Origin of the sequence: Limnospira sp. PMC 289.06 (genome assembly GCF_032350395.1) — a bacterium.
Taxonomy (GTDB): domain Bacteria; phylum Cyanobacteriota; class Cyanobacteriia; order Cyanobacteriales; family Microcoleaceae; genus Limnospira; species Limnospira platensis.
In genome coordinates, this window is record NZ_JARPLC010000034.1 from 28,781 (window position 1) to 43,428 (window position 14,648).

12 protein-coding genes are annotated in these 14,648 nt (G+C 45.5%); 6 read left to right on the forward strand and 6 right to left on the reverse strand.

Going from position 1 to position 14,648, the window contains the following annotated elements; all coding sequences use genetic code 11:
• Position 1: 1 nt before the first annotated feature.
• The 3 genes from tadA to P5674_RS09745 all read left to right on the forward strand — a co-directional run bounded on the left by tadA (position 2) and on the right by P5674_RS09745 (position 1,651).
• Positions 2-475 (forward strand): tRNA adenosine(34) deaminase TadA, encoded by a 474-nt coding sequence (gene tadA / locus P5674_RS09735; protein WP_014276021.1) that lies wholly within the window; start codon positions 2-4, stop codon positions 473-475.
• 100 nt (positions 476-575) lie between these two features.
• Positions 576-1,280 carry a lysophospholipid acyltransferase family protein gene (locus P5674_RS09740; protein WP_315669967.1) on the forward strand — a complete coding sequence of 235 codons (705 nt, stop codon included), beginning with the start codon at positions 576-578 and terminating at the stop codon, positions 1,278-1,280.
• A 5-nt stretch (positions 1,281-1,285) separates the two neighbouring features.
• Positions 1,286-1,651 (forward strand): hypothetical protein, encoded by a 366-nt coding sequence (locus tag P5674_RS09745; protein WP_006619967.1) that lies wholly within the window; start codon positions 1,286-1,288, stop codon positions 1,649-1,651.
• 134 nt (positions 1,652-1,785) lie between these two features.
• Here P5674_RS09745 and P5674_RS09750 read toward each other — a convergent pair whose 3' ends face one another.
• From P5674_RS09750 to P5674_RS09775, 6 genes are all read right to left on the reverse strand, one after another.
• On the reverse strand, positions 1,786-2,634 hold the full coding sequence (locus P5674_RS09750) for a hypothetical protein (RefSeq protein ID WP_071941182.1): 849 nt from the start codon (positions 2,632-2,634) through the stop codon (positions 1,786-1,788).
• Between the two features lie 285 nt (positions 2,635-2,919).
• On the reverse strand, positions 2,920-3,426 hold the full coding sequence (locus P5674_RS09755; RefSeq protein ID WP_231851954.1) for a hypothetical protein: 507 nt from the start codon (positions 3,424-3,426) through the stop codon (positions 2,920-2,922).
• A 133-nt stretch (positions 3,427-3,559) separates the two neighbouring features.
• Positions 3,560-3,991, reverse strand: a complete 432-nt coding sequence (locus P5674_RS09760) for a hypothetical protein (RefSeq protein ID WP_006619966.1) — start codon at positions 3,989-3,991, stop codon at positions 3,560-3,562.
• 488 nt (positions 3,992-4,479) lie between these two features.
• The gene (locus tag P5674_RS09765) at positions 4,480-5,508 is read right to left on the reverse strand and encodes a helix-turn-helix domain-containing protein (protein ID WP_152088433.1); all 1,029 of its coding nucleotides are present in this window, start codon (positions 5,506-5,508) and stop codon (positions 4,480-4,482) included.
• A 450-nt stretch (positions 5,509-5,958) separates the two neighbouring features.
• Complete coding sequence (locus tag P5674_RS09770) at positions 5,959-7,131, reverse strand: LL-diaminopimelate aminotransferase (RefSeq protein WP_006619964.1); 1,173 nt, start codon at positions 7,129-7,131, stop codon at positions 5,959-5,961.
• A 251-nt stretch (positions 7,132-7,382) separates the two neighbouring features.
• Positions 7,383-7,577 (reverse strand): hypothetical protein, encoded by a 195-nt coding sequence (locus P5674_RS09775; RefSeq protein WP_006619963.1) that lies wholly within the window; start codon positions 7,575-7,577, stop codon positions 7,383-7,385.
• Positions 7,578-8,113: 536 nt separating this feature from the next.
• Here P5674_RS09775 and P5674_RS09780 point away from each other — a divergent pair.
• The 3 genes from P5674_RS09780 (at position 8,114) to P5674_RS09790 (ending at position 14,547) form a co-directional block, all read left to right on the forward strand.
• Positions 8,114-10,780, forward strand: a complete 2,667-nt coding sequence (locus tag P5674_RS09780) for a TIGR03960 family B12-binding radical SAM protein (RefSeq protein ID WP_014276025.1) — start codon at positions 8,114-8,116, stop codon at positions 10,778-10,780.
• Between the two features lie 822 nt (positions 10,781-11,602).
• A complete protein-coding gene (locus P5674_RS09785; RefSeq protein ID WP_014276026.1) occupies positions 11,603-13,855 on the forward strand; it encodes an Rne/Rng family ribonuclease in 2,253 nt (750 codons plus the stop codon).
• Positions 13,852-14,547, forward strand: a complete 696-nt coding sequence (locus tag P5674_RS09790) for a ribonuclease HII (protein ID WP_006619960.1) — start codon at positions 13,852-13,854, stop codon at positions 14,545-14,547. Before P5674_RS09785 ends, P5674_RS09790 begins: the two co-directional genes overlap by 4 nt.
• Positions 14,548-14,648: the final 101 nt, after the last annotated feature.

Here is a 14,648-nt window from a genome sequence, read left to right on the forward strand (position 1 = left end):
CATGCAGCCAACCTACACCACCCATAGTCATTGGATGCAACAGGCCTTAAAACTAGGCGCAGCAGCCGGAGAAGCCGGAGAAGTCCCCGTTGGTGCCCTCATTGTCAATCAACAGGGAAAACTCATTGCCCAGGGAGAAAATCGCCGAGAACGCGATCCGGACCCCACCGCCCATGCTGAAATTATAGCATTGCGCCAAGCCAGTCAGGTATTAGGAGATTGGCATTTAAACACCTGCACCCTATATGTCACCCTAGAACCCTGTCCCATGTGTGCAGGAGCCATTCTCCAAGCTAGGATAGGTTTATTGGTCTATGGTGTCGATGACCCCAAAACTGGCAGCATTCGCACCGTTTGCAATCTTCCAGACAGTCCCGCCTCCTATCATCGTCTCCCTGTCCTTGGGGGTATTCTCGAATCATCCTGTCGCCAACAACTGCAATCCTGGTTTGCTCAACATCGCGCTAATATGTAACCATTGAGACAATCTAATAACTGTCATCCTCTCCCATGACAGCAGGGGGTTAGAGGATTTACCTTAGACTTATAGAGTTTAGAAATCACAAATCATGATCATGGTAACAGTTGAATCGATTAAACCCTTGTCTAATTCACCTCCATCTACCCAGACTAAATCCTCTGATGTCGCACATTGGTTAACTTCTATCGTTTATCCCCTGGGACGCTATGGGGTTCTTCCCTTCTATTTTAAAAAAATTACCGTCACCGGACAGGAGAATTTACCCAAAGACAGTCCCCTAATTTTAGCACCCACCCATAGATCCCGTTGGGATGCTTTTATTGTACCATTTGCAGCAGGTCCTTATGTCACCGGACGAGATTGCCGGTTTATGGTAACTGCTGATGAAATGAAAGGACTGCAAGGGTGGTTTATTCGCCTAATTGGAGGGTTTGCGGTTAATCAAAAACATCCGGCGATCGCCAGTCTTCGATATGGCGTTGATTTACTACGTCAGGGAGAAATGTTAGTCATTTTTCCAGAAGCTGGCATTTTTAGGGATAATCAAATTCACCCCCTCAAAGCCGGATTAGGTCGTTTGGCAATTCAGGCTGAATCACACTATCCTAATTTAGGAGTTAAGATTGTGCCTATATCTATCCATTACAGTCCCAATATTCCCCATTGGCGGTCTGAGGTTAACGTCACAATTGGGAAACCCCTAGAAGTCAAAGAATATGCCACCGGTTCAGCCAAAAAAGAATCTATCAGGTTGATGTCAGACTTAAATCAGGGTTTAATCGATATTGATAGTTTCTAGTATATATGAATAATTTACCTCAATTTAACTCCGGTCAAATTGTAGCTATTGATGCTCAAAATACCTCTGTTTATGCCGAAGTGATTCAAGTGGTTATGGTGCGCCGAGTCTGTTGGGTGCGTCCCTTAATCCTCGTCGAATTTACCACAGAAAATCAGCCCATTTGCTATCATTTGCGAGACAGTGCTGATTTGATTTGGCCCTTGGAGTTATTTAGGGTAGCTTTGGATACAGAAGTAATACCTTTTTTAGTCGCATTAAATCCCCCAGAACAAAAGCCGGAAATGTTACCCAGAAACCATCAACTTTTTCGAGAGTTTATTTCCCAAATTTGGCTCAATCATTCCCAGGTTTTTCGGGAAGTTAGATAAAGATTCCCTTTTCTCTTGACAAATCCTAGGAATTGACTTATACTTATATCATGGGAGAATGTGGCGGCATATATATGGCTTTCCTTGAAGGAACCGAAGACCTCCACCACCAGATTAATCTAGTAGTTGTATATTTAACTCCTCCAACGTCTCCGAATTTTCATCAATAGTAATAGTATTAGGTAAAAGTTGCCGAAACGTTGGTTAAGATGCCAATTTAGAGTTTCATCTGTATCAACACTGACACGGATATTAGTAGAAAAATTGCGCCTACCCCAAAAATATTGCAGACCCAAACTCGAAGACCTATCTAAATCCCCACTCCCCAATAATGTCAATCCCCGCAAAAGTCTCCAGTTGAGACTATACCAAGTTCTCTCAAAATCACTATTAAAAGTTGCATAAAATTGTCGAGAGTCCCAAACTATATCAGTAGTAATATTAACATCATCCCCCAGAAAGCCAGAAACCCCAACCCGCAAAGGTGTTCCTTTCGGTTGATCAAAAACTTCCGCCAAACCACGGGTAGATGAATCATAAATCCCACCTAAACCCACGGTTAAATCTTCGGTTATTCCCCAACGCTGAGAAACTGCGGCATTAAATTCGGTAAATTCTCCCCAGAAGTCATCACCTCGATTAAAACGACGCTGTAACCCTCCAGAAATTACCAATGCTGACGCGCCTTGAGGTAATTGTTCTGGTAGAATGGTAAACCTAGCTTCTTCTATTTTGGGTTCACTAATGAGAGAGCCGCCAGGGTAAAGTAAAACATAGTAATTTCTGCCAACCTGTCTACCTACAAGAACATTATCAAAACGGTAAAAGCCAGAATTATCGACAAACTGTTCTGCTATGACCTCCCCACGATAACGACTCGAAACCAGTTGTGCTAAAGTTCCTGGTTCAGCATTACCTGTTACTGTGGCGGTAACTTGTTCGGGTTGCAAACGTTGACTAGGGTTGGCGGCACCACTACCCAATAATGAACTAGGGGAATATCCCCGCCTTTGAATGGTGGTAAATCCCCAAAAGTCACCTGTAGTCCTTTGGTCTCGCCAAAATCTCCGTTGAGAACCTAAAAAATAATCGCTATATTCAGTTTGGCGGATGATTTGAAATTCGGATAATCGCCAGGTTTCGCTGTCGGTTATGTCTCCATGATTAAGCGTGAGAAACCAACTACTATCTAAAACTGTTCCGACGGCGGATAGGCGACCTGTGTTGTTCAGGTCAACACCTTGGTTTTTGGTAAGATTAACCCGCTGTTATATTATACCAGTGTTAAAGTTGGGGGGGGAAATTTCTGGCAATCCTTCTAAAATTACTGGCGGTCTTTCCCGGCTGCTTCTTCTCCCCCTTCTGACTTCGGGGACCTCAAAAATAATTGCATATTCCCGAAAACTAAATTCTGATTTGATATCAAATAAGTCTTGAATATCTTGCACGGAAAGGACTAACCCTAATTCGGGGTCGTTGCGAATTTCATCGAGGTTAAGGCGGACAATTTTAAAGGGCGATCGCAATTCGACTTCATTATCTGATATAACTGTAGATGTAAACTTTATGACCTGCAAAACTTCACCATAAGGAATTAGCCAATTCCCAAAATTTATCACCTCATTATCCGTTACTGACCCGCGCACAAATACCCCAGTTTTAAAATTGCGCCTACCAGCATTTAAGCCAATCATAAAAATCGTGAATTCCGGTGATTCTGGGGTGATTTCCTCTGTGATGTCTGGGACAAGCAGATTGTATCCACAAATTTTCAACAGCCATCAGGGTAAACAACTGCCCCAAAATAAACACTTATAAATATTTGGCATAACTCAGTGTTAAAACTGCCTTAATTGCCGTCAAATTATGGCAGTATTTTACTGATAATATACTCCATTCATCACCATGTTAAGGAACGGCTAATGTTACGCTGAATGGGATTTTGTTATTCCGGTTTACTCCCCAAGCCAAATTCCCATAAAGTTTATAATCTCCCGGTTCAAGGGGTTGATTAGAATTGATATTAACCAAACGTTCTTTTTCCGCAATCACCGTAGTATCTACACCACGACCACTCTGGATTTCCTGATTTCCTTGAGAAATTACCCATTCTGGTTGCACAATCACACTGGCTTGTCCACTATTACGAACCAATAAATGTAAACGATTCGATTCGGGATTATAGCGAACATTAACAATATCTAAATCGTGATAAATATCTCCCTTGCGAACATAGACTGCTACCCCAATTTGGGGAACAATAGTCGTCCTTAATACAAAATTTCTGGTTTCATCTGTTTGTTCCTCAATGATGGCTTCTAAATTTTCGGTAATTAGCATTGCTCGATATTCTCCGTCGGGTCAACTCGGTCGCATATCAAGCAGATGTTGCATTGTGCAGTAAAAAACTGATTAATTTATTTACTGGCAAGGGTTTCAGCTTTTTTTAAATCAAACGCCCTTTTTACGGTTGCACTTGACCATCTGGGAAAACTCGGATGTTAACTGGGTTAAAGAAAAGAAGGCAGATTAGACGATCGCCCGCCTAGAACATTCTCTATTGATGGGATGTGTGGCAAAATCAGGGTCAGAATTAGGGATGTTGGGGATTCTGAATCAAAAAGCCCGTCTTAGTTGACTTCCCCGCAACCGAGACTCCCGTAACAGAACAACATCACAGGGATGATGCCTTTTTTAAGCCTTCCCAAACTATCCCTAGTGTTAGGGGTAGTTTAGGAGTGCTTTTGACTAGACCCTGAAGCAAGCTAACAATGTTATTGAAAGCTCTAACGATTGGCGATATGGCGATGTTTATATCGCATCTGAAACTAAGATATCATACTTTTTCTCATTTTTATATCCGATTTGTGCAACTTTTTCAGGGTTGAGGGGTATTCTCCAAAATAACGATGGAATTGTTCGGAAAATCGGCCCATGTGGGAGAAGCCGTAGGCGGTGGCGATCGCATAAATGGTGCTGGGGTTTGCACTACGTCCGCAAAGTTCTTCCCGGACGGCGTTTAGTTTGCGGGCGCGAATATATTGCTGTACCCCTACCCCGGTAATTTCCTTGAAGGCGTATTGTAGGGATCTCAGGGAGATGCCAAGCTGTTGACATAACTCCTCATTGGTAAGGTTTTGGCGTAAATTATTGTCGATGATCGCCTGTACTGTTTCAAAGATCCAATACCGTCGAGAGGGTTTGAAAATTTGGCGATCGCCACGCTGTTCAAAGGTATAGTCTAATAATTCCCGAAACTGACACAAAAATTTTTCTCGCAACAGTGCCGCTTCCTGGGGAGTCAAAAGACCTCGACGATACAGACATTCAGCCCTAGGAAACCACTGCTGCATAAATCTGGTGAAGTTGGCAAACCTAATGGGGTGGACGGTCAAAACTGCTTGATTGGGGTCCTGGCTATTTTCCCAAAATTTCTCTGGTAGTAAATCCAGGTTGGCGAGGAGTTCATCATTGAAACAAATATATACACCATGCCAACCCGGAGGTAAACTTGATGTGTATTCGATTTGGCTGCGATGAACGGCGATCGCATTACCAATGGGGTCTGTATAGCCCATCCAAGACAATAGGGGATGATGGGGATACAAGCCCAGGGAAAAATGGGTTTCTCCTTCGGGAATTACATGGTGATCGCTAAACAGATTTTCTGTGAAGAAATGCGCTATTTCTATCCCCGGAAAAGCTACTTCTCGATGTTCGAGCCTAAATACTCCTTCTCCTAAATGGAACCCTTCTATCCAGGCGGGTAACACTTCACTCTGGGAGTCTACCGCCAAGGCTCGGCGAGCCTTGTACTCGGCACACATGGGCTTATACAAGTCTATACGGTTGACCATAATCAGTTTCAATATATCAGGATTAGCTGCAACAACCAAGAATAATAATTGATGATACAACTGTTAAATTTGCCTTCATACTACCAAAATTTATCCCCGATAATTCCATCTTTTATCTTGACAAACTCCCCTACATTGACATATAATAATAACATGGAAAAATGTGCGGGCATATATATCAGTTTTTTAGTTATCCTTGATATATTCGGGCATCTTCCATCCTCCTGCAAGTATCTGTAATTTACGCAGTTTCTGAGACTAATTCCAGCACCACATTTAGGACGACTCAGGAGTGGATATATTTACTATTTCCACAAGTCACCAATCTATCTTTCCTAGTCGATATCTGGGATGGGGTTCTGCTGTTAATTCCCACGATAAGATGAATCACCCCCCTTTCTGGAGAGGGAGAGATGGTTGGGGTTAGAGGAATCTAAAATGGCGGCAGTTTTACTGATAACGTATTCCCGCATTTCCCATTCTGTCTATGGCTTCTTGAATGCGGCTTTCTTTATTGGTTAAAGCAATTCGGATAAAACCCTCTCCCGCCGCGCCATAACCGTTGCCAGGGGGGACAATCACCCCACATTTCTCTAAGAGTAATTTGGCAAAATCTGTGGAAGTGTAATTGCTGGGAACAGGTACCCAAATATATAATGTGGCTTTGGGTGGTTCAATTTTCCAACCCAGAGAACGCAATCCTGAAATGACTAAATCGCGGCGATGTTGATAGATATCATTCAGCTTTTGACGGTCTGATTCTGGGGTCAAATAGGCGGCGATCGCCGCTTTTTGAATAGCCTTAAACACACCGGAATCTACATTGGTTTTAACTTGGCTTAATCCCTTAATCCCGATTTCATTACCTACCACAAACCCAATGCGCCACCCGGTCATATTATAGGATTTAGACAGGCTATGAAACTCAATAGCAATATCTTTCGCACCGGGAACCTCTAAGACACTTGGCGCTCGATAACCTTCATAACACACCTCAGAATAGGCGTGATCATGACATAGTAGAATGTCGAACTTTTGACAAAAATCTACCATGGTGCTAAAATCTTCTAAGGTGGCGATCGCACCTGTGGGATTATTGGGGTAGTTTACCCAAAATAATTTAGCCCGTCTAGCTATCTCCTCTGGAATTGCCTGTAAATCTGGTAAAAAGCCATTTTCCGGCTTCAGGGGAACGTAGTAAGGCTCTCCCCCAGCGAATAGGGTGGAAGTGCGATACACTGGATAACCCGGATCGGGGATTAAGACAATATCCCCCCCCTCCACAAAGGCTAAGGCTGTGTTGTGGATAGCTTCCTTAGAACCCACAGAGGAGATAATCTCGGTTTCTGGGTTTAAGCCAGTGACACCAAAGCGACGAGACATCCAAGCGATCGCCGCCTCCCGGTATTCTATCATACCCCGATAGGGTGGATAATTGTGGTTGGAGGGGTCTTCGATCGCCTCGTGCATAGCCACCCTGATATGATCCAAGGTAGGCTGGTCAGGATCACCCACTCCAATATTTATTATATCTACCCCTTGAGCCACCAGTTCTATACGTCTCCGGTCAATTTCAGCAAACAGGTAGGGGGGGATTTTTTCTAAACGTTTAGCAAACTGCATTATCACTCACTGGGGTTGGTTCATTAGATATAAGCCAGAGAATTATACCAGAAAAATCTTACAACCTACCCATGAACAGCAGCAAATGAACGGCGATGCAAACCCAGTTATCGCCTTAATTACAGGCTTGTCGGTTAAATTCTTGCCAAAAGAAAATCGGCAGTAACAACAACTCTAAATTAAATCCTACACAATGGGACAGTTTCGGGTTCAAGGGGAACCAGCTTGATTAACTGTGTTAAGTTCCGAACCTAGGGACTAGGTATTAAGCGAATACGTCCGGCATCCATTTCGTCCATCAGTAATTCTAACGCTTCATAATCCACATCGGAAATATAACCCAGTCGAGTCAGTTCATAGTTAATCCCGTTTTCAATTTCCGGGGTCAGGCATCTAAAGTAAAGTGCTTTAGATACCAGTTTTCGAATTCCATTAGTGGCTGACATGAGTAGTCAAGTAACTCAACTTATGTTAATTCTCCAACCAATAAACAGTCTGGCTGGTGATCTGCATCTCCATAAATATGTGATCTAAATCACGCAGTCTGGCTATTGGGGGTTGGTGATAGCAGAAATTAAGATGCTGCTATATTATGAGACAATCAAACAGTTTTTATCTGTGTTGTTTTATACACTTCTTATCATCTCATGACAAGTTCAGTGCCTATCAATAAGTTAACAAAAACTTAATCTTTGTGCCACCGATAATATCATATCTGCCCATAAAATCTAGCCCGATACCGGAAACATAGACAATATCCACCCTATTTTGATTGACAAAATCACCATATCTATCAACTAATTATCAGCCCCAAATCTCCGCAAATATGAAGCCACCAAGTCCTGTAGTGAATCAGGATAAATTTAATCTGTCAGAATTGCACCCATCATGTATAATGGTGGTATATGCGTCATTTCTGAGCCGAACATCATCAAAACATATCCGTAAAGATTGCCGATTTAAGAATCAGAAGAGGTAGAAAGTGGCAGTTCCAGTCAAAGAATTAATCACACCAGAAATCAACCAGCCAGCGAGATATTTAGGTAATGAATTAGGGGCGAAACACAAACCCTGGGAATCAGCGGCTGTGCGCTGGTCTCTCACGTATCCAGAAATCTATGAGGTAGGAGCCTCGAACCTAGGACACATAATCCTCTATAATATCATCAATGCCCAGCCGAGACAATTATGCGATCGCGCCTATTTACCGGCCGCCGATCTTAGCGCCAAACTGCGAGACACCCAAACCCCCCTATTTGCGGTAGAGTCCCGCCGTTCTCTGACGGAATTTGACATTCTCGGGTTTAGTCTCAGCTATGAACTAGGGGCCACGAATATCCTAGAAATGCTAGATCTTGCCCACATTCCCCTAACCTGGAAACAAAGGCAGGAGCCAAATGGACAAACCCCCCTAGGAGAACTTCCCCTAATCTTTGCCGGTGGCCAAACCGCCACATCCAACCCGGAACCCTACGCGGACTTCTTCGATTTTATCGCTTTAGGGGACGGAGAGGAACTCCTCCCAGAAATAGGTTTAGTGATAGAAGAAGGGAAAGCAGCCGGGTTAACCCGGGAACAGCTACTCTTAGACCTAGCCCAAGTGCCAGGGGTATACGTTCCCCAATTCTATGATATGGCGGCGGATGGGTCAATCCATCCTAACCATCCCGACGTACCTGCAACCATTATCCGTCGGGTAGCGACTCCGATGCCTGCCTATTCGATTACAATGGTTCCATTCGTGGAAACAGTTCACGATCGCCTAGCCATAGAAGTGAGACGAGGTTGCACCCGTGGCTGTCGTTTCTGTCAACCGGGAATGTTAACCCGTCCGGCTAGAGACGTAGAACCCGAAGCGGTGGTAGAGGCGATCGCCAAAGGGATGAAAGCAACGGGATATAATGAATTTTCCCTATTATCCCTAAGCTGTTCAGACTACCTATCATTACCCGCAGTAGGAATGGAAATCAAAAACCGCCTGCGTGACAGCAATATATCCCTATCCCTACCCAGTCAACGAGTCGATCGCTTTGACGAAAACATTGCCAACATTATCGGCGGAACCCGCACCAGTAGCCTGACCTTTGCACCCGAAGCGGGGACCCAAAGAATGCGGGATGTCATCAATAAAGGACTAACCAATGAGGAGTTATTGCGAGGAGTCCAAACCGCCTACGAGCAAGGTTGGGATAAAATCAAACTATACTTTATGATCGGCCTACCGGGAGAAACGGATGCTGATGTCCTAGGTATCGCGGAAACCGTCCGCTGGTTGCAGCGTCAATGTCAGGGACACCGCCGCCGCCCCCTAAGCATTAACCTGACCATTTCTAATTTTACCCCGAAACCCCATACACCCTTTCAATGGCACAGTGTATCGACCACAGAATTTCAACGCAAACAGCAATTGCTGAAAGCGGAATTTCACCGCCTCAAAGGGGTTAAAGCCAACTTTACGGACGTGCGGATCTCGGCTATGGAGGACTTTATCGGTAGAGGCGATCGCCGACTAGCACCCGTAGTCCAACGAGCCTGGGAACTGGGGGCCGGAATGGATGCTTGGTGGGAAAGCCTAGATCGTGCCTTCGCCGCCTGGACCCAAGCCATAGAAGAGTCTGGGTTAGGCTGGAAATATCGGCAAGTAGAAGCCGGGGAATGGAACCTCATGGAAAAGGCGATCGCCGAGGACAGCCACGACCACAGCCACCGTGAACAACTACTAGACCAACCTCTACCTTGGGACCATATCAACACCGGAATAGACAAAAACTGGCTGAAACAAGACCTACAAAGGGCGATCGAAGCGGCCACAGTTCCCGACTGTTCTTTCGCCGCCTGTTCCCATTGTGGGGTATGTGGCCCAGAATTAGGTCATAACGTGGTATTTACACCCCCACCCATTCCCGAATTTACGGGTCATTTCGTCCCCCCTTCCCAACGAGTCCAACGGTTCCGAGTCTGGTTTGGGAAATTAGGAGAGATGGCATTAGTCGGACATCTTGACCTGATGAAAGTATTTGATCGCGCCGTCAGACGCGCAGAATTGCCCATATCCTTCACGGGAGGCTATCATCCCGGCCCCCGTATATCCCCCGCCAATGCACTGCCTTTAGGAACCACTAGCACCGGGGAAATCGCGGATTTTGACCTAGCCGAGACTATGGATATACAAACCTTTCAACGGGAATTATCCGCCTGTCTCCCGGACAACTTACCGATTTATCGGGTCGAAGAAGTGGACGTTAACTCGGCGGCGATCGCCCAAACCATAGGACAAGCTACCTATATCATCCATTTACAAGCCCAAGATGAAACCATTACCCCGAATCATTGGGCCAGTTGGGTGGAGGCTGTACTGAACAGTTCAGAAATGTTGTGGGAAAAAACTACCAAATCAGGTAAAATCAGAATTATTAACCTGCGGGAGCAGTTATTACAACTAGAGGCGATCGTAAAGGAAACAGTCAAAATTCCACTATGGGAATTAGACCAACCCGCCCCAAACGCTACCCTGTTGCGTTATTTGGGAACCTGTCGCAATGATGGCACTCAACTGAGACCTGAGCAAGTAGTCTATATGCTAGAACAGGTTAGCAGCCTGGAATTGCAACTAATTTCAATCCATCGAGAACATCTAACTTTAGCCTAAACCAATTTTCTCGTAGCGTCAGAGTGAGGCTATATCAATCTTGGCCGGACAATTTTCGGCTGACGCACCGCAGATTACAGATTCGGCTGGTTTAGGGTATAATGATCTAACCTGTAGAATACCTAATTAACCCTACTACCTGGGATTAACTTAGGCAATTGGGTTTAGGGTGATCAGAAGAATGGGTCTAAAACCCTGTTGTTCTAGGACGGCTTTGTTCTCAAATAGATGAAGTCATAAGGATCAAGACCCGTTGAAATAGCTACGATGAGAGCGCACCTAGACAGTTCCGAGGGGCAATGTTTAACTACATCCCTGAAGAAAACCAGCTTTGGGCTTGAGTAGAATTAAACATAGTCGCCCGAGGACATTGGGAGACTCTAAACGGACGCAGAGCGAGGGTAAGACTACTTCGGTAGCACATTGCTGTGAAGCGTCAAGGAATCCTCGCTCCTTCAGGGCGAGGAGGTATGTCAAGGCTATCGAATGGACAATTTAGGGAGTATTTAACCCCCGCTCAATTGCCACTCCTATCGAGACCCACCCACAAGGGGATGGAGTTTTTCGGAGGAAGAGCATGAATTAGAGCAAAAGTTCCGGAGGAGCATCTCGAACCGACAATGGCTACTATGGCGAGTCCCTTGCCCTTTTCTCAGCAGATGATTGCTGCGGGTGCGATCGCACGCTTCGCGAACGATTCTAGCAGCCACCACAATATAAGGCCCACGCAGATGCGCGTGCCTGTAGGGGCGGGTGTTAGATATGCCATTGGAAACAGGACAAGACTGCTGCACCCGCCCCGCCAAGTTTTGAGGAAATTAAATGTCCAAGCAAATTATTATTGCAGAGCAGCATAGGATAGCTGCAGTTTTTTCTGAAGATGAGATTCAAGAACTTGTGGTGGCCACCGGAAACCAACAAGTTAGTGATATTTATTTAGGAATTGTTGAAAATGTCCTGCCAGGAATAGACGCGGCTTTTGTCAATATTGGCGACCCCGAACGTAACGGATTTATTCATGTTTCCGATTTGGGACCACTAAGATTAAAGCGATCGTCCGGTTCCATTACCGAACTATTGATGCCTCAACAAAAGGTTCTAGTCCAAGTGATGAAAGAACCCACCGGCACCAAAGGACCAAGATTAACAGGGAATATTACCCTACCAGGACGCTATCTCGTCTTAATGCCCTATGGCCGAGGTGTAAATCTATCTCGCCGTATCCGATCAGAAGCAGAACGCAATCGTCTTAGGGCCTTAGCGATTTTAATTAAACCCTCTGGTATGGGTTTATTAGTCCGAACCGAAGCTGAGGGTATGGCAGAAGATGCCATTTTAGAAGACTTAGAAGCCCTACAAAAACAGTGGGAAGAAGTCCAACAAGAGGCTACCTCGACCCGACCTCCCGCTCTACTCAATCGAGATAATGATTTTATCCAACGGGTGCTAAGAGATATGTATAGCACCGAAGTTAATCGCATTGTTGTAGATTCCGCTGATGGCATTAAACGAGTTAAACAGCATTTGGTCAACTGGAGTGTTGGTAAAACTCCCCAAGGAGTCTTGATTGACCACCACCGAGAACGTATCCCTATCCTTGAATATTTCCGCGTTAATGCTGCTATTCGAGAAGCACTACGCCCTAGGGTAGATTTGCCCTCCGGAGGATACATTATCATTGAACCAACAGAAGCCTTGACCGTCATTGACGTTAACTCCGGTTCCTTTACCCGTTCGGCGACTTCTCGGGAAACTGTCCTCTGGACTAACTGTGAAGCGGCTACCGAAATCGCCCGTCAACTGCGCCTACGCAATATCGCTGGGGTGATTATTGTTGACTTTATTGATATGGACTCCCGCCGAGATCAGCTACAAGTCCTTGAACACTTTAATAAGGTCTTGAAAGCAGATAAGTCTAGACCACAAATTGCTCAATTGTCTGAGTTGGGTTTGGTCGAGTTAACCAGAAAACGCCAAGGACAAAATATTTATGAGTTGTTTGGCCGTAGTTGTCCCACTTGTAACGGCTTGGGACATCTGATTCATCTCCCCGGAGAGTCAGCAGCCGATACCGCTGAAGCCTCTGAACGATTCATGGTTGGTCCGAAAGGGTTATCTAGCACCCCTGGTTTGGATACCGGAACTCGCACAGCCGCCGTAGACAACACTCGCCGAGTTCAAGCCAATGTGTCTTCTGTATCGTCCGCTGAAACTGTTTATAGGGATGATTCGGAAATAGTTTCTGCTGAAACTGATACAGGAGGTAATTTCCCTGAGTTGGAGTTGCTTAATCATCCCAGTTATCAAGACATTGGCGGTACTAGCAATATCCGCCGCCGTCGCCGCCGTCGCATTGGTGATCTGGAACCTTTAGTGCGTGAGGAAGAGGGAAATCGTGGTAATCTCCGCGTTAACTCGGGTAATACCTACAATGAGACGACTAAGACTGAAACTAATACCGATGTGGCTTTCTCCGGTCGCCAAGAACTTACTGAGCGATTTCCTAAGTCCGTTAAGTCTGATGCGATCAAGGCTATCCCAGAACCTCCAGAGGTCGTAGCTGTGGAAATGACTGGGGATGAACAGGATGTTTATGCGCTGATGGGGATTTCTCCCTTGGTACTCTCTAACCAGTCGGTGAAAAATGCTAGAAATGCGATCGTCACAGTTCGTTTACCAGGTGATACGCCTTTACCTCTGTCCAGCATTTTGGAGGAGGAAACCGACACCGCTATCTCCTGGGCTCCAACTCTACCAATTCCTAATGCTGTGACAGTCCCACCTGCTGAAAATCTGATCTCTCAAGATGACCAAAACCTCGTTTATAATCATGTAGAAGATACAACTGACGATTCTGAAGAGTCCCCAGAAATCACAGAATCTATCGAGGTCATAGATCCTAGTGATCTCACAGTCACAGATATTAATGATGTCACAGATCCTAATGATGATATCGACGATTCTGATTATATTTATCCCTCGGAAGATTCGGAAAATTTGGAAACTGAAGGCGACGCTGAAAATACACCTGTTATTCGCCGCCGCCGCCGCCGTTCTTCGGCCGTTTCTGAGTGAGTATCCCCAGCTTTACCTATCAACTCCCTCCCGCCTTTGAACAACTATCCTGGACTGCTGTGGCTGGTATAGATGAGGTGGGAAGGGGAGCTTGGTTTGGTCCAGTGGTGGCTGCTGCTGTACAACTGTCAGAAACAACTATCTTGGAACTTGCTGCGGCTGGGGTTAAAGATAGTAAAAAATTGACTCCGACTCTTCGCGCCAGTTTGTCTACTTTGATTAGATCTAAGGCGATCGCCTGTGGAATTGGTTGGGCTTCGGCGCGGGAAATCGATCGCCTAAATATTTTGCAAGCTACCCAACTCGCTATGCGGCGATCGGTGCTTAAATTGGACCCGCCACCGCAATTGTGTTTGGTTGATGGGAACCGACTTATCCCCAATCTGTCTATCCCTCAACAGGCGATCGTCAAAGGGGATAGTCATTGTATTGTCATCGCCGCCTCTAGTATTCTGGCTAAGGTCTGGCGGGATGAACTCATGACGCGCTTAGATCGCACTTACCCACAATATGGTTTAGCCAAACACAAGGGATACGGTACTAAACAGCATAAACAAGCTTTACAATCTTATGGTCCTTGTTTTCACCATCGTTTCTCCTTTGCTCCCGTCCGTCAACATTTGGAGCGGGAGGCGGGTTCAGTAGGTTGGCTGTGGGAATCATCACCGACTGGGGAAACCCCCCACCAATAAGCACTGGGGGCGGGCGATCGGAAGTTGGCTGCTGGGAATCATCACCCGACTGGGGAAACCCCCCACCAATAAGCACTGGGGGCGGGCGATCGGAAGTTGGA

Excerpts from the sequence above, each read along its gene's own strand:
- P5674_RS09740 (WP_315669967.1), top strand. The coding sequence starts at position 576 with ATGGTAACAGTTGAATCGATTAAACCCTTGTCTAATTCACCTCCATCT.
- P5674_RS09745 (WP_006619967.1), top strand. The coding sequence starts at position 1,286 with ATGAATAATTTACCTCAATTTAACTCCGGTCAAATTGTAGCTATTGAT.
- tadA (WP_014276021.1), top strand. The coding sequence starts at position 2 with ATGCAGCCAACCTACACCACCCATAGTCATTGGATGCAACAGGCCTTA.
- P5674_RS09775 (WP_006619963.1), bottom strand. The coding sequence starts at position 7,577 with ATGTCAGCCACTAATGGAATTCGAAAACTGGTATCTAAAGCACTTTAC.
- P5674_RS09785 (WP_014276026.1), top strand. The coding sequence starts at position 11,603 with ATGTCCAAGCAAATTATTATTGCAGAGCAGCATAGGATAGCTGCAGTT.
- P5674_RS09760 (WP_006619966.1), bottom strand. The coding sequence starts at position 3,991 with ATGCTAATTACCGAAAATTTAGAAGCCATCATTGAGGAACAAACAGAT.
- P5674_RS09770 (WP_006619964.1), bottom strand. The coding sequence starts at position 7,131 with ATGCAGTTTGCTAAACGTTTAGAAAAAATCCCCCCCTACCTGTTTGCT.
- P5674_RS09765 (WP_152088433.1), bottom strand. The coding sequence starts at position 5,508 with ATGGTCAACCGTATAGACTTGTATAAGCCCATGTGTGCCGAGTACAAG.